Source organism: Chryseobacterium sp. BGARF1 (assembly GCF_001677955.1).
GTDB lineage: Bacteria > Bacteroidota > Bacteroidia > Flavobacteriales > Weeksellaceae > Chryseobacterium.
In genome coordinates, this window is sequence record NZ_LELA01000043.1 from 12,057 (window position 1) to 27,804 (window position 15,748).

The 15,748-nt window shown below is 34.5% G+C and carries 16 protein-coding genes; 9 read left to right on the forward strand and 7 right to left on the reverse strand.

From position 1 onward, the window contains the following. Positions 1 to 10 precede the first annotated feature (10 nt). The 5 genes from AB671_RS08345 to tssO (AB671_RS08365) form a co-directional block, all read right to left on the reverse strand. Positions 11 to 514 carry a DUF4280 domain-containing protein gene (locus AB671_RS08345; RefSeq protein ID WP_066678800.1) on the reverse strand — a complete coding sequence of 168 codons (504 nt, stop codon included), beginning with the start codon at positions 512 to 514 and terminating at the stop codon, positions 11 to 13. 94 nt (positions 515 to 608) lie between these two features. Beyond that, the gene (gene tssR / locus AB671_RS08350; protein ID WP_066678797.1) at positions 609 to 3,008 is read right to left on the reverse strand and encodes a type VI secretion system protein TssR domain-containing protein; all 2,400 of its coding nucleotides are present in this window, start codon (positions 3,006 to 3,008) and stop codon (positions 609 to 611) included. A 48-nt stretch (positions 3,009 to 3,056) separates the two neighbouring features. Next, the gene (locus AB671_RS08355) at positions 3,057 to 3,968 is read right to left on the reverse strand and encodes a PKD domain-containing protein (RefSeq protein ID WP_066678796.1); all 912 of its coding nucleotides are present in this window, start codon (positions 3,966 to 3,968) and stop codon (positions 3,057 to 3,059) included. Between the two features lie 36 nt (positions 3,969 to 4,004). After that, positions 4,005 to 4,523, reverse strand: coding sequence for a type VI secretion system TssO (gene tssO, locus AB671_RS08360; RefSeq protein WP_066678794.1), 519 nt, complete (start codon positions 4,521 to 4,523; stop codon positions 4,005 to 4,007). A 22-nt stretch (positions 4,524 to 4,545) separates the two neighbouring features. Continuing rightward, the gene (gene tssO / locus AB671_RS08365) at positions 4,546 to 5,076 is read right to left on the reverse strand and encodes a type VI secretion system TssO (protein ID WP_066678821.1); all 531 of its coding nucleotides are present in this window, start codon (positions 5,074 to 5,076) and stop codon (positions 4,546 to 4,548) included. A gap of 178 nt (positions 5,077 to 5,254) precedes the next feature. On the opposite strand from tssO (AB671_RS08365), the gene AB671_RS08370 reads away from it, so the two are divergent. The 7 genes from AB671_RS08370 to AB671_RS08400 all read left to right on the forward strand — a co-directional run bounded on the left by AB671_RS08370 (position 5,255) and on the right by AB671_RS08400 (position 11,636). Continuing rightward, complete coding sequence (locus tag AB671_RS08370) at positions 5,255 to 5,926, forward strand: response regulator transcription factor (RefSeq protein ID WP_066678793.1); 672 nt, start codon at positions 5,255 to 5,257, stop codon at positions 5,924 to 5,926. Positions 5,927 to 6,066: 140 nt separating this feature from the next. Continuing rightward, positions 6,067 to 6,357 carry an HU family DNA-binding protein gene (locus AB671_RS08375; RefSeq protein WP_034674127.1) on the forward strand — a complete coding sequence of 97 codons (291 nt, stop codon included), beginning with the start codon at positions 6,067 to 6,069 and terminating at the stop codon, positions 6,355 to 6,357. Positions 6,358 to 6,654: 297 nt separating this feature from the next. Beyond that, positions 6,655 to 8,214 carry an Rne/Rng family ribonuclease gene (locus tag AB671_RS08380; RefSeq protein ID WP_066678792.1) on the forward strand — a complete coding sequence of 520 codons (1,560 nt, stop codon included), beginning with the start codon at positions 6,655 to 6,657 and terminating at the stop codon, positions 8,212 to 8,214. Positions 8,215 to 8,385: 171 nt separating this feature from the next. Further along, positions 8,386 to 9,012 carry an NUDIX hydrolase gene (locus tag AB671_RS08385; RefSeq protein WP_066678790.1) on the forward strand — a complete coding sequence of 209 codons (627 nt, stop codon included), beginning with the start codon at positions 8,386 to 8,388 and terminating at the stop codon, positions 9,010 to 9,012. Between the two features lie 28 nt (positions 9,013 to 9,040). Further along, the gene (locus AB671_RS08390) at positions 9,041 to 9,847 is read left to right on the forward strand and encodes a lysophospholipid acyltransferase family protein (protein WP_066678788.1); all 807 of its coding nucleotides are present in this window, start codon (positions 9,041 to 9,043) and stop codon (positions 9,845 to 9,847) included. Positions 9,848 to 9,854: 7 nt separating this feature from the next. Then, the gene (locus AB671_RS08395) at positions 9,855 to 10,289 is read left to right on the forward strand and encodes a hypothetical protein (RefSeq protein ID WP_066678820.1); all 435 of its coding nucleotides are present in this window, start codon (positions 9,855 to 9,857) and stop codon (positions 10,287 to 10,289) included. Between the two features lie 9 nt (positions 10,290 to 10,298). Continuing rightward, a complete protein-coding gene (locus AB671_RS08400) occupies positions 10,299 to 11,636 on the forward strand; it encodes a UDP-N-acetylmuramate--L-alanine ligase (protein WP_066678787.1) in 1,338 nt (445 codons plus the stop codon). 95 nt (positions 11,637 to 11,731) lie between these two features. Here the strand turns inward: AB671_RS08400 and AB671_RS08405 are convergent, their stop codons facing one another. Together AB671_RS08405 and AB671_RS08410 are read right to left on the reverse strand one after the other, a co-directional pair. Then, complete coding sequence (locus tag AB671_RS08405; RefSeq protein ID WP_066678783.1) at positions 11,732 to 12,457, reverse strand: hypothetical protein; 726 nt, start codon at positions 12,455 to 12,457, stop codon at positions 11,732 to 11,734. Between the two features lie 119 nt (positions 12,458 to 12,576). Beyond that, on the reverse strand, positions 12,577 to 13,641 hold the full coding sequence (locus AB671_RS08410) for an NAD(P)H-dependent flavin oxidoreductase (protein WP_066678781.1): 1,065 nt from the start codon (positions 13,639 to 13,641) through the stop codon (positions 12,577 to 12,579). Positions 13,642 to 13,747: 106 nt separating this feature from the next. Here AB671_RS08410 and AB671_RS08415 point away from each other — a divergent pair, with 106 nt between their 5' ends. Both AB671_RS08415 and AB671_RS08420 read left to right on the forward strand, forming a co-directional pair. After that, positions 13,748 to 14,182 (forward strand): GNAT family N-acetyltransferase, encoded by a 435-nt coding sequence (locus tag AB671_RS08415; protein WP_066678779.1) that lies wholly within the window; start codon positions 13,748 to 13,750, stop codon positions 14,180 to 14,182. Positions 14,183 to 14,257: 75 nt separating this feature from the next. Further along, positions 14,258 to 15,661 (forward strand): MFS transporter, encoded by a 1,404-nt coding sequence (locus AB671_RS08420; protein WP_066678778.1) that lies wholly within the window; start codon positions 14,258 to 14,260, stop codon positions 15,659 to 15,661. Positions 15,662 to 15,748 lie beyond the last annotated feature (87 nt).

The window sequence follows — 15,748 nt, forward strand, 5'->3', positions numbered from 1 at the left end:
AGATTAAAGATTAATAAGCGTCAATTTCGCTTTCCATTACTGTTTCTTTAAAGTCATTCACATCCACCAAAGGATTTACATGTCTGATTACTTTTGCATCAGCATTTTTTACATTCTTTTTACTCATCTCACCACGCTGTCCGTGATTTTTGATCGTAATTTTTCCACCCGTTGTACATTGAAGTTCCGAAACTTCTGTCAGGCATTTCTTGCCCATGACTAAAACTTTTTCGTAAGTTTTCTGCCATTTTCCGGCAGGAGCATAAGCGCATGGAAGATATCCTCCCGAACTGGGTTTTAATTTACATTTTCCAAAACTCGGACCTGGCGGATTAAACTGAAGATCGTCTTCTGTAACAGCTAAATAATCTGAATTTCCGGCAGAATCATTCCAGAAATGTTTGTTGTGAGCACTGACGATATGCTTAGGAAACCGGTCTCCCTGGTTACACTGGCAAGTTCCTTTTTGAACGACGAAGTGTTTGCCATCATGAGATGATGATTGAGTAGACATAATGTGAGATTTGGTACTCAAAGATAACAAAAAGTATTCTAACATAAAAAAAACGGAAAATTAATTCTCCGTTTTTTTATTATGTCATAACTAATTAATGTTGAGTATATTCCGGCTCATCTACAGGAAGCATTGTTGGCATAAAATATTCATTAAGCCAGTAAAATTCCTGTCCGTTTTGTTTAATTTTCACCGCAGGATTATTTCTGTACGTAAGCATTCTGTCCGCAAGATCTTTGTAATATTTAAAATAAGTTCTTGCTTCTTCATTGGTAATGATATCTGATTTCGTCCAGCCTTTCAGCATATATTTTGACATTTTTTCTTCATCAGAATTATCAAAACCTGTGCTTACTCCCACTGCATAAGACATTGGTTTTTTATACAATTCACTTTTATCTAAGAATTTCAGCGTTGGATTGTATTTTTTTAATAATTTAATATATTCCCTCATCGCTCTTCCCTGCTTAAAGTCTGTTCTTGCAGCCCCTGTATTTTCATAAACTTCTTTATAGAAAGCTTTCAACTGATCATATTCACTCTCAGAAACAAGAATACCTTTTTCCATATTCTGTTTATAATCCATCAATTCTTTAGGAATATATCCTTTTGCTAAAAACGGATTTCCATAGTTGATTAACTGCGCCGCAATCCCTGAAGGAACCGGATTCGTCAATCCCGGATACAAATATTTGTACTTAAAATCTACCTCGGTTTTCCCGGCTCCCACCGAAGAGTGGAAATAGTCGTGTAAAGAATTATCGATCGAAGTATTATCTAAAGTAACCTGTGCAATTAAACTGTCTAAAGATTTTTTAAGATAACCTGGAGCTGCGATATCTCCTTTTTTAGGAAAAATCACAAATCCCTGAGCCATACTTTGTTTCGGGAAGTCTAAAGAGAAATATCCAGCCTCACCTTCTACAAGACTAAAATTATTTTTAGTTAAAACATCATTTTGACTGATTATTTTCTGCTTTTTAAGTTCTGCCACATTTTTTGCAGTATTGGTCACAATGTTTTCAGCCATTAACACAAAATCGTTATAAGTATCTGATGATCTTGCGCTTGTCTGAAACATAATCAACCTTGCCTGAGCTTGGGTAAGAGAATTGATCACTCCATACATATTTCCTCCTCTGTTAGCAGAAGTACCGATGGTAACAACAATATTGGTCTCATCAGGAATTTCTGAAAGTAAATTTCCTGCCGCAATTAATCCTTCATTCAGAGGTTGATTTCCTACATTACTTGGGCAATTCATTTCGTTCATTTTATCATTCATGAAAGCCGTAATCTTGTTGTAATCTTTATTTAAAGTTGATGAAGCTACATTATCACCACAAGAATTATTTTTATATAAAACCACTCCATATTTAACTGTATTAAAATAAGATGGCTTTTCAAACCTCAACTGTAAATCTTGCAAAAGCGATTTTACAATCGGTGCATAAGGCAAATTGGGAGCACTAACATCTAAAACAAAAACAATATTCACCTTTTTATTTCGCTCTGTAATTTCTCTGTATCTATCGAAATAAATAGGTTCACCCAAAACATTATAAATGAAGTTTTTACTATAATCTAAAACATTGGTAAAATATTTAGTTTTGAGGTCTGGTTTTGTCTCTTCGTTTAAAGCCAATGTTACAGGGTAAATATTTTCAAGCGGAGGTCTTTTATCAACATCTGTCAACAAAACAGCAGTACGGTTTTCTTTATCAGCAGCTCCGGAAAAACCTTCATGAATACCTAAAGTACTTTCTTTAATACCTGTTGGATTTTTCATTTTTACAGCAGAACGCTCACCCCAGGTTGAAATTACATTAGAACTTACCCATCCGTATAGACCTGTACTTATACTATCCATATCGATACTAGGCTTTTTTCCTACTAAAAAGCGTTTGTTATTTTCCGCTTGTTTATAAACGTACACCATCTGTCCGTTCGGAATTTTCACATTCGAAGCCTCAATGAGAGTTGGCGAATTAAAGACCATAATAGAATCGTTCTTATAGTATCTCTCTGCACTTTTAATAACATCAGGACTATTGGGAACAACAGCTACTCTTACCGGATAGCCTGTCTTTTCGCTTTTCAAAGAATTACTCCAAAGCAAAAGGTCAGATTCGGGAATCCAGCCGTAAGTTTTTATTGATTTCGACGAAATTTTTTTCATTAAAGCATCAGGGATATATTCTGCTACTTTCACCATTCCGTCTCGGTGTTTTAAAACCATTAAAGGCTCCAAAAACTTCACTTCTTTATATGATTTCTCATCACTCTTATCGAGATAAGCTGTATTTCTTGAACGATCTGAAATAACAATCCATGGAGCTGATTTTTTCGGAAAACCATTGATCACAGGAGCATTATCGATTTGCCCATACTGTTGTGGCTCGGGAGTTTTTTTTGATGGCAATTTTACCTGACAGCTGGTCAGCAAAACCGAAAGCCCTATATAATATGCCGCTAGAGGAAATTTATTTTTCATCTTAATTTTCTTTATAATTGGTGTGTTGTCCGATAAACGAACATTCTTTTATTTACTTTGGTTGATGTCAACTTTGGTTACACAAGTCATTCCATCATCAAAATTTAATTTTACAGACTGTATTACTGTATTTTTATCAAACTGAAGGCCCGCACAATACAGATAAAAATTATTGACTTTGCTGTCGGTAACTTTTACAATTGCATTTTCGTTATTACACAGATAGGTTTTTAAAAGATAATTGTAATGCATATTAAAGCTGTTACCATTCGCAATTTGCTGCAGATGATATTTAAAATCATTGTCTTTTTTAGCATACAATTCATCTAAAGTAGGCTGTTCATCCTGCATAGAATTATACGCCTGTAAAATTTTTATATGGTGCTGAATAGGCTCCAAATCTTTCTCGGTATAAAGCGTTACCACATAATCTCCAGGTTTTTGAAACGCGTAAATAGCCAATTTATCTTTAGCATCAATTTTTCCGGTCTCTCCAAATCTCCAGGTAAACTGCGAAGCATCCGAAAGGGCACGAAACTGTACGTTTTCATACTGCATTGCCTGAGTTTGTGCATCGATCTTAGTTACTGTTGCTGCGCTATCTTTCGGTTTTGGAATTCCTCTTGAGGACACCATAATTGGGAAAGATTTAGAATATTTATTATCAATGATCAGGGTAACATTGTAATATCCCGGTTTATTGTAAAAATGAATTCCTTTATCTTTATCTGAAGTCTGGCCGTCACCAAAATCCCATTTTTTAAATTTTGCAAACGGAGTTTTATCCTGAAACGTTAAAGTATCACCTGTAGAAAGCGAAGACGGGAAAACTACTCCTTCAATATCATCTGCCGAATGAATGACCTTTTTTTGCAGCCACAATGCGACGAGTGCGGCAATAAGCAATGTGGCAATTACACCAATAATGATGTTTTTCCTGTTCTTTTGAAAATAATTCATAGTAATTTTTTGTGATGTGTTTTGTATTTTATGGTGTTATCTTGAGTTTAAAGCATTATTCCGATCTCTCAGAGTCTGGCTTTTTTCTTTGTATCCTAATTGACAGTCTTCAAACTGTTTTTCGAATGTTTTGGTGGTCTCGTTCATCTTCATGATCCTATCTTTATCGACCATATTCATTTTCAAGAATTTCCCTATTTGCGGGAAAGCCGTTTTTCGTGAATCGTGAACAACGACATTCTGGAAAGTATTGGCTAAATCCTGCACCGCATATTCTGCATCATTCCTTTCTACAGGTTGCTGAATTTCTACTGATAATCTGTTTACTCTTGCTGAAGCTGTATCTATTAGTTTTAAACCAATTTTTTGTTGCTGATCAAACTTCACTTTCTGATCCAAGATCTGCAATGCATTGGTATCTGCCTCAGAAAAAGGCGATGCAAAACCTTTGAGAAAAATAACTCCCAGAAAGAAAAGTGCTACAATAAGCATTAGTATGAGGTAAAAAAACTGATAATGTTTTTCTTTTTTTGATAATGTAATTTGTCCCTGCATAATTTCTAAACTTTAATTATAATTATCTTCTTCTACCTGTGAAGTTTCTAGTAGGATCTATTTTCATTTTGTTGTTAATCTGATTAGATTTCCCCTGACATTCCTGAACGTTGCGTATGGCAATCTGCTGTTTAAAAGAAACATTAATAATTTGGCTTTTCAGATTAAGCATGGGCTTGATTTTCTGCATTAGTACAGCATAATGCTTAAAATTATTAGCACTGTCGGCACCCATGATTTGTTGAGCTTCACGTACGTTATCAAGAATATAAGTACGTAAATAGTTGTCATTATAAGCTTTGTCTGAATCCAGCATTTCCATTCGAGCATAGATACTGTCGACTTGTGTATGAAGAATATTGTCACGATTGAGTAAATCGCGGTAAGCACGAACTTCATCATCGACACCTGTAAGTTGCCGGTTATAGCTCTTAAAAAAGAAGAATACACTGGTAAATGAAATTGCAGATAAGATAACAAATGAAAGAATAAACTTCCATATACCTAATCTTACATCAGATTTGTTTAATTTTTTTTCTGTGTTAGAAGACATGTTTGCGATTTGATTTGGATTGTGAAAATAGGAAAAAAACATGTATTCACAAAATTAAATTCAATGCATACAATACAATTTACAATTTTTTAATGTGAAGTTTAAGACTCAAATTCGAAAGATTTTCTTATTTTAGTGAGCAGAATTTTATTTTGCCATACCAAATCACGAAAATAAAATGAGTAAATTACTGACCAATACGGTAAGATTTTCTATTGCGGACAGCGATTTTTATTTTAAAAAGATAATGATCAAAACGCTTTTAGAAAATCCATTCAATATGCTGCTTAATGACTGCAATAACGGTCATGAGTTGATTAACCGAATCTACCGAAAACAGGAAGATGTTTTTATCATCGAACTATTCATGCCGGTCTTGAGTGGCATTGAAGCCATAAAATTTATCCGTAAAAACAACAGCGAAACCCCCATCATTACCTATTCCGGAACGTATCAGGAAGACATGGCAGATATTTTAGAAAATATTCCAAACACCTATTATTGCCAAAAAAACAGCAATATTATAAAGGATATCATTAAAGGACAAATCACCTCTCAAGAATTTGATTATCAAGCCTATTCCGAAAGCTGGCAACAGCAACCTTTGGCCGTTCAGGAATATATGAACCGTCAGAAAAAAAGTCAACAGGAGCTTTCGTCAACAGAAATTCAGCTGATGAAATTTTGCTATGAAGGCTTCAGTAATAAAGAGATTGGTGAGCAACTAAATTTGAGTACGCGAACCATTGATACCTATATTAATAGACTTACAGAAAAGCTTGGTTTAAAAACAAAACTACACCTCATCCGCTTCTGTGTAGAAAACGGATATTACAATTCTAGCATGTAAAAATATCCTTCTTTTAGCAGTACACTATACTAAACACAGAATTCTCAGTAGTTTATGTGAAACATTTTTCGACTGAAATTGTTAATATTCAATTTTTTTGACTAAATTTGCACACCTAAAATTTAAAATTTACAAAGGAAATGACAAAGGCAGAATTGGTAAACACCATCTCAAATAAATTGGGGACCGAAAAGAATGAAACACAGAAAGTTGTAGAAGCTTTTATGCAGGAGATCAGAACTTCTATGTACAATGGAGATAACGTTTATCTAAGAGGTTTTGGATCTTTCATCGTAAAAACAAGAGCAGCAAAAACGGGAAGAAACATCTCTAAGAACACTGCAATAGAAATTCCTGCACACAATATTCCTGCTTTCAAGCCATCAAAATCTTTTGTGGAGAAAGTGAAAACTAAAGTTGCAGTAAAATAAAAAGAGAAATAATTAATATTAACTAGTTACTAAAAAAAATTAACATTATGCCAAGCGGAAAGAAAAGAAAAAGACACAAGGTTGCAACCCACAAAAGAAAGAAAAGAAGAAGAGCGAACAGACATAAGAAAAAATAATCTCCTTCGGGATTTTTAGTATAATAATATAGTTGGTGTTTTTTAAGTTTTTAATAATTCACCGACTATATTTTGTTATGTAAAACAGTCAGGAATTGAGTGAAATGAACAATCATGACCTCAAATTTCATCACCAATCTTTTTATCTTTAATTTTAAAAATGAAGAAAGAACTAATAGTTTCGCATGAAGATGATCTTACAAAGATTGCTTTGCTGGAGGATGGTAGACTATGTGAACTTCATGAGGAAGAAGACAAAAATGATTTTGTAGTAGGAGATCTGTTTATAGGAAAAGTAAAAAAGCTTGCTCCAAACCTTAATGCCGCATTTGTAAATATCGGATACGATAAAGATGCATTCTTGCATTATCAGGATTTGGGCCCGCAATATCTTACCTACCGAAAATTTTTAAAAGATTCGGTTTCTAAAAAACAGACTTCATCAGGCTTGAAAAACTTCGAGATTCAACCTGAAATCGACAAAAACGGAACTGTAGATAAGATCATCGCCAAAGATGATATCGTTTTAATACAAATTACCAAGGAGCCTATCTCCACAAAAGGACCTAGAATTTCTACCCAAATTTCTTTAACAGGACGTTTTTTGGTTTTGATTCCTTTCGATAACAAAGTATCAATTTCAAAAAAAATTAGCAGTTCTGAAGAAAAAGTAAGACTTCGTACCCTGATTGACAGTATAAAGCCGGAAGGTTTTGGTGTCATCATCAGAACGGTAGCAGAAGGCAAAAAAGTAGCTGACCTCCACAATGACATGAATCAATTGATTCAGAAATGGGAAAATACTTTTAAGAATATTCAGAAAAACAAAGTACCTTCTAAAGTCTTGAGTGAAGATGATAAAGCATCGTCTATTTTGAGAGATAACTTTAACCAGGATTTTGTAAATGTCTTTTGCGATGATGAGCAAATGGTAGACGAAATGAAAAATTATCTGGAAGTAATAGCTCCGGAACGAAAAAATATCGTTCAGTTCTACGACTCCCACATTCCTCTTCTCGAATATTATAACGTTGAAAAACAGCTTAAACAAAGCTTCGGAAAACACGTAAATATTCCAAGTTCAAAAGGCGCTTATCTGGTGATAGAACACACAGAAGCGCTGCACGTAATCGACGTCAATTCCGGAAATAATATTACCGCCGGAAACACTGCCAATAAAGAACACGCACTGAATGTGAACAAAATGGCAGCCACAGAAATAGCAAGACAATTGCGTCTTCGCGATATGGGGGGCATCATCGTTGTAGATTTTATCGACATGACCAACCCCGATCACAGAAGAGATTTGTATGAGCATTTTAAAACAGAAATGAGCCGCGACAAAGCCCGTCACAAGATCTTACCTCCAAGTAAATTTGGATTGATACAGATTACAAGACAGAGAAACCGTCCGGAAAAACAAATCGACACCAAAGAAGAAAACCCCAACAAAGACGGAGAAATAGTAGCTCCGATCGTAATTGTTGAGAAAATGGGAGACACCATCAGAACCATTATGCAGAAAGAAAAAGGAAAACTTTTCCTGCATGTACACCCTTTCGTAGAAGCTTACCTTACTAAAGGTCTTAAAAGCATTCAAATGAAATGGTTTTTGAAGTATAAAAAATGGGTCACCATTATCCCTAGGGATTCTTTCAAGTATTTAGAATACAAAATCTACAATTCTAATAAAGAAGAATTGAGCGGATATTCTAATTAAAAAAACATTTTATAGCCTCCAGATTTTGGAGGCTTTTTTATTTTTAGACACCTTATACTTCAACAAAATCAACCTATTTTTTAATAAAAGACCAACTTTTTATAATTAAAATTATTTTTAATTAACATTTTCACGCTTCCTTTCTACAAGATATATTAGTAAATTTGAAGTATGAGTTTTGGAAAAGATTTACTACGAAAAATAAAAAATGCAGAATTGGCAGGTGACAATGCACACGGAATATTCTCACCGCCATCCCGTCCTGTATTTACATATGACCAGGTTTTAGAAAAAAATCCGAAATTTGCTGCTGTAAATATCGTTTTATATCTAAAAGACAATGAATGGCATTTTCCTTTAATTGTAAGAAGCACAAACGAAAGAGACCGTCACAGCGGTCAAATCTCTCTTCCCGGCGGAAAACGTGAGGAGCTCGACAAAGATTTTGCTGAAACCGCCATCCGCGAAACTTCCGAAGAAATTGGCATTGAAAAACATTATGTGAGGATCATACGGGAGCTCTCCCCTATTTATATTCCACCAAGCAATTTCTATGTTTATCCTTTTATCTCATACACGAAAAAAAATCCTGAATTTATTCTGCAGCAAAGTGAAGCTGTAGAGGTGATAGAATTTCCTATTACCTCATTTTTAAATTTACCAGACAGCCCTGAAATAATGGCACTTCCGGGAGCCGGAGGTCATGAGGTCCCGGTCATCAATTTCAACGGATATATTATCTGGGGAGCTACAGCAATGATCTTAAGCGAATTCAGCCAGTTGATTAAAAAAATGTAACTTTGCAACTATTATGTTTAATTGAAAAATGGCGAAGAAGAACATTTTTACCGATTCATTCGGAACACCTTATTTTTTAAAAAGATTAATTATTTTTATTCTGGGAATTATTTCTTACAGAAGATTCAATGGTTTTAACAAGCTTAAAATCACCGGAACAGAAAATCTGGTAGACCTTCCGGATTCTAATGTCCTTTTTGTGTCAAACCACCAAACGTATTTTGCTGATGTTGCTGCGATGTATCATGCATTTTGCGCAGTAAATAATGGTTATTTAAACACGATTAAAAACCCTATCTATCTTTTAAATCCAAGAGTAGATTTTTATTATGTAGCTGCCGAAGAAACTATGAATAAAGGTATTCTTCCAAAAATTTTTAAAATTGCAGGCGCAGTTACCGTAAAAAGAACTTGGAGAGCTGAAGGTAAAAATGTTAACCGAATGGTAGACCTTGGAGAGATTGATAACATTATGAAAGCCCTGGATAATGGTTGGGTAGCTACTTTTCCGCAAGGAACAACAGCTGCTTTTGCTCAGGGAAGAAAAGGAACGGCAAAATTGGTTAAAAATCAGCGCCCGATTGTAATTCCTATTAAAATAAATGGATTCAGAAGAGCGTTTGATAAAAAAGGACTTCGTGTAAAAGTGACCGGTGTAAAACCTACCATGGAGTTTAAAAAACCTTTAGATATTGATTACGACAAAGAAAATGCACAGCAGATTCTTCTTAAAATAATGACAGCCATTGAGCAGACCGAAGACTTTAATATTCTACATACGTATGATGAAGAAATTAAGGCTAAAAAAACTGAACAACGCAATTCACAAAACTAAAACAATAATGAAGAAGATTTTAGGCGTATTTTTAATTATTCTGACCATGTTTTCTTGCAACAGTCAGAAGGTTTACCAGGATTTTGATATCAGTTATTCTAAGAGCGGAGGTTATGCTCCTACTTACGAGAACCTTTTAATTAAAGGAAATGATGCTCATTATTCTTTCGAAGGACAGGGTAAAAAAATCAAGAAAAGTTTCAAAGTATCTAATGAAGATTTGAAAAATTTGGAAGAAACACTTTCAAAAAATAATTTCAGAAGAATTCAGGAAGATCATAAAAAAGTTTATGATAACGTGACAACTTCGATCAACATTAAGAAAGGTGTAAATGAAGGAAGCAAGAACGATGGAAGTATGATCATGCCCAACTTCAAAACCAATTGGGAAAACATTACCGCTGAATTTCAGAAACTCATAAACAATAACGTAAAAAACTAAGGAAATAAGTTGAGAACTCATTTTATTGCTATTGGCGGAAGCGCGATGCACAACCTTGCAATTGCACTTAAAGATAAAGGATATCAAGTAACAGGTTCGGATGATGCTATTTTTGAACCTTCAAGATCGAGATTAGAAAAAAAAGGAATTCTTCCCGAAGAAATGGGTTGGTTTCCTGAAAAAATTACGTCTGACATTGAGGCGGTAATCCTGGGAATGCATGCTCATCAAGACAATCCTGAATTAGCAAAAGCAAAAGAATTAGGTTTAAAAATATATTCTTATCCTGAGTTTCTTTACGAACAATCGAAAACTAAAACCAGAGTTGTAATCGCCGGTTCTCACGGAAAAACAACGATTACCTCAATGATTCTTCATGTTCTGAATTTCCATCAGAAAGATGTAGATTATATGGTGGGAGCTCAGTTGGAAGGTTTCGTCTGTATGGTAAAACTGACCGAAGACAATGATTTTATGGTGTTGGAAGGTGACGAATACCTTTCCTCTCCTATCGATTTGCGTTCAAAATTTCTTTTATATCAACCGAATATTGCTTTAATGAGCGGAATTGCTTGGGATCATATCAATGTTTTCAAAACATTTGACGATTACATAGAGCAATTCAGAAGATTTGTAGCAAGCATTACTCCGGGTGGAGTTTTGGTGTACAATGAAGAAGATGCAGAAGTAGTAAAAGTGGTAGAAAATGCTGAAAATTATTTCAGAAAAATTCCATATAAAACTCCTGAATACGAAATCAGCAACGGAAAAGTACTTCTTAAGACGGAAATGGGCGATATTCCGCTTTCTGTTTTTGGAGCGCACAATTTATTAAATCTTGAAGGTGCAAGACACATTTGCCATACTTTGGGAATTATGGATGAAGATTTCTATGATGCGATTATGAACTTTAAAGGAGCTTCAAAGCGTCTGGAAAAAGTAGAAAGAGAAGATAAAGGAATTCTTTACAAAGATTTTGCACACGCTCCGAGTAAAGTAAAAGCGGCTGTAAAAGCATTTTGTGAACAGTTTAAAAATGAAAAAAAATACGGTTTTCTTGAGCTTCACACATATTCAAGTTTAAACCCAGCTTTTCTTGAGCAATATGACCATGCAATGGACGGATTGGATGAAGCCATTGTTTTCTATTCTGAAGATGCTTTAAAAATAAAAAGAATGGAGCCGATTTCTCCGGATCTGATCAAAGATAAATTCAAAAATGAAAACCTAAAAGTGTTTACCAACGCTGAAGAGCTTCATGCATATTGGGATGTACTAGATAAAACTCAAGGTGTTTATATGATGATGAGTTCAGGTAATTTCGGTGGTTTAGATCTAACGAAATAAATAATTGAGAAGAATAAACTCTTAATTTACACACTAAAAAATAGCTTTCAGTACTTCTGAAAGCTATTTTTTTGATATTAACTTTAATGAAAACTTTACCAAGGGTCTTTATTAAGCTTATAATCATAAGGAATATTCTGGCTAAGATCTGATACATACCAAACATTAGGTTCAGTTTTATATTGAACAAAATCATAGATCACATCGAGCGGCATCTGAATATTTCCCAAATTTCCGCGTTCTTTATTAAACGCCGAAACCATTGCCGTAACTCTTACCAATTCGTCTCCTGATCGCAATGGTGCATTATAAGCTGTTCCGATTTCAATATGGGCTTTATATTCATCTAAAAGTTTACTTACTTCTTTTTTATAATGACTAATAATGGCATTTTGAGCTTCTTCACTGGTCGGTTTATTCTCCGCCAAGATCAGTTTAGAAAAATCTCGTGCTTTGTACCTTTTTATTTCCGCCAAAACCTCATCCGGAATAAAATCTTTATTTTTAATTGCATTTTCCCACATCAAAGTATCAATCGGGCTTTCAGGAGCAGGACTTGCAATATCGGTCATACTCGATTCTGCAGGAGAACTTGCCAACATTCGCTTATTGTTTTCATAATTCGCCCAATCTTCTTTGCTGTACGTTAAATATTGTTGAATTTTATAAAGCGGTGTTTCTTTTTCATTTCGGTAAACATATTCTGTGATGCCTAAACCAAGGATTAAAACTAAGAATCCGAATCCAACGATTTTCAATATTTTTCTTGCAGTTGATTTTTTTCTTATTGGTTTTTCAAAATTTTGTGATGGTGATCTCATTTATATTGTATGGTTTTATGATATAAATATAGCTTAAATATTATCGCGTTAACTTCATAAAACTGTTTTTTTCATTTATTAGATCTGCTAAATCACTTAAATCTGCGAGAGCCTTAAAACTAAATAGATCCTGAATATTCTCTAATTAATTTTTCTAAAATATTTTGAGTTGAAAGTTTGCTGTAGTTAACAATTGATTGCCCTACCCAAAAATTGACAAACTCATCATTTTTCACCGTTCTTGCGATGTTCCTCAATTCTCCTGTAAGCTTATTTTGATATGGGTACGGCAAAATATATTCTGAATTTTCAATCGTTTCAATAAATTTATTTTTAATTCCTCTTGCGTACCGCCCCGAAAAACTTTTCGTTAATACAATATCTTTTTCATTGACATTTTTCAGTCTTTCTTTTTCAAAATCCTGCAAAGCGCTTTCCTGTGAACATAATAAAATACTTCCCACCTGAATGCCTTCTGCACCCAATTGTTTTGCAGCAGCCAAAGTTTTTCCGTTATAAATTCCGCCTGCATAAAGCAGAGGAACTTTTACAGAATCATAAACCTGAGAAAGCAAAGAAAATCCGCCAATCTGAGGAATTTTTTCCGAAACAAAACTTCCTCTATGACCTCCGGCTTCTATTCCCTGAACGCAAATAATATCAATTCCCGATTTTTCAAGAGCCAAAGCTTCTTCTACAGATGTACAGGTTCCAATTAAAATTGTTCCGTTTTCTTTTAATTTCTGAATGCTTTGATGGTCAAGATTTCCAAAAGTAAAGCTCAGAATTTTACAGTTCTCATCGATAATGGCATCAATCTGTTCATGATAAGAATTGATTTTAATATTTTCTAATTCAGGAAGATGAACTTCAATATTATTTTCCTGAGCCAGGTTTTCAAGATGTTTTTTCGTCTTAGAATATTGTTGTTTTAATTCATCGGTAATTTCAGGAATTTGATGAACAAAAATATTAACCGCAAAAGGTTGATCTGTCAGTGATTTGGTTTTACGAATCAATTCAACAGATTTTTCAGCGGAAAGATCAGCTAAAGCCAACGAACCCAAACATCCTGCTTTTCCAGCAGCTGCAGTCATTTCCGGAGTACTTACTCCAAACATTGGCGCTTGTACGATTGGATATTTTATTTTTAAAATTTTGCTGATGGTTTCTAAAAAAGGCATAAGATTTCTTTTACTTAAAATTAGTCAATTATTTTTTTTCTCATCATTCTGAAAACATGATTTTCGTTTTCATTGATTAATTTTTTAAATTTAACCGAAAAATAAAATGTCTTATACTATTAGAATAGCAGTTCCAGACGACTATCCGAAACTGGTTCAAATTTGGGAGTCTGCCGTAAAAGCTACTCATGATTTTTTATCGGAAAGTGATTTTCAATATTTCAAAAAAGTAATTCCTGAGCAATATTTCCCTCATCTTGAAGTCTACATTATTTCTGAGAACAGTGATCCGAAAGGATTTGGTGCAGTTTCTGACGATACTTTAGAAATGCTTTTTGTACATAATGATGCTCGTGGAAAAGGATTAGGAAAAATTCTTTTTCAATATTTATGTGATAAAACCGGTTGTACAAAAGTAGATGTGAACGAGCAAAATCCGCAGGCAATAGGGTTCTATGAAAAAATGGGATTCAGAAAAACAGGAAGATCAGAAAAAGATGGTTCGGGTAAAGATTATCCGTTGATTCATATGAGTCTGTAATTATCTTAAGTTTAAAAGGTTCATCCTATAATTTTTCGTAAATTGGTATGGCAAATCATATCAATTTTTCGATAAATGCCCACACAAACTTCTCCACGCCAAACTGTAAAAAAAGTTCTTCCGTTGATTTTAGCAACTGCCATTTTTATGCAGATGCTCGATTCTACGATTCTGAACACTTCCCTGCCTTCAATTGCAAGAGATTTAAATGAATCTCCATTGAATATGCAAAATGCAATTATCAGTTATGTTTTGACACTTGCAGTTTTCATGCCTGCAAGCGGATTTTTGGCAGACCGTTTCGGAACAAGGAGGGTTTTTATCTTTGCTTTGGTACTTTTTAGTTTAGGTTCTGTATTTTGTGCACTTTCTCAAAACCTTACTCATTTGGTTATTTCAAGGGTTATTCAGGGCGTTGGTGGAAGTTTGATGACTCCTGTTGGAAAACTGGCTTTAATTAAAACTTTTAACCGGAACGAATTACTCAAAGCTATGAACTTCGCTATCGTTCCTGCCTTAATTGGCCCGGTTCTCGGTCCGCTTGTCGGAGGTTACATGGTAGATTATCTTTCGTGGCACTGGATTTTTCTTATTAATATTCCGATCGGAGTTTTAGGAATTGTTTTAGGGTTAAAATATATGCCCAATTACAATGCACGGGAAACCGATTTTGACCTAAAAGGCTTTATGATTTTTGCAGCAGCTTCACTTCTCCTTTCGGTTTCTCTGGAACTTTTCGGAGACATGCAGAATATCACACCGGTTTTACTCGTTTTCATATTAGGATTTTTGTTCCTCTATTATTACTACCGACACGCAAAAAGAGGCAACAATCCTATTTTTCCTTTAAGTTTATTTCAGGTGCGTACATTCCGTGTTGGGATCGTAGGAAATCTTGCGACAAGATTAGGGATCAGCTCGGTTCCGTTATTGCTTCCTTTGATGATTCAGATTGCGTACGGTCAATCAGCCGTAACTTCAGGTTGGATTATTGCGCCAATGGCTTTAACTGCGATGTTCGGGAAATCTTCCGTCATTAAAATTTTAAATAAATTTGGCTACAGAAGAACCTTGATGGTCAATACATTCATTATCGGAGTATTAATTTGTTGCCTTGCCATTCCGGATATTCACAGTTCCATATTTTGGTTTGTTCCGGTGATTGCTATTTTAGGATTTTTCAATTCAATACAGTTTACATCGATGAATACCATTTCTATCGCAGACTTACGAAACTTTCAAACGAGCAGCGGAAACTCTTTGATTTCGGTTAATCAACAGTTAGCCATCGGATTTGGGATTGCTTTTGGTTTAATTGTTTTAAAAATTTACGAAAACAGCCCTGAATTAATTAAACATGAAACCCACAACGCATTTCGTTACACCTTCCTTACCGTAGGAATTTTAACCATTCTATCAAGCTTAGTTTTCAGAAGACTTCATACGTTCGATGGCAGAAACATGAAATCCCAAGAATAAACTCTAAAACCCTCCCACTCTATAACCCTCAAACTTACTTATCACACATCAATGTAATTGATTACAAACTGTTCTAATTTTGTTTAA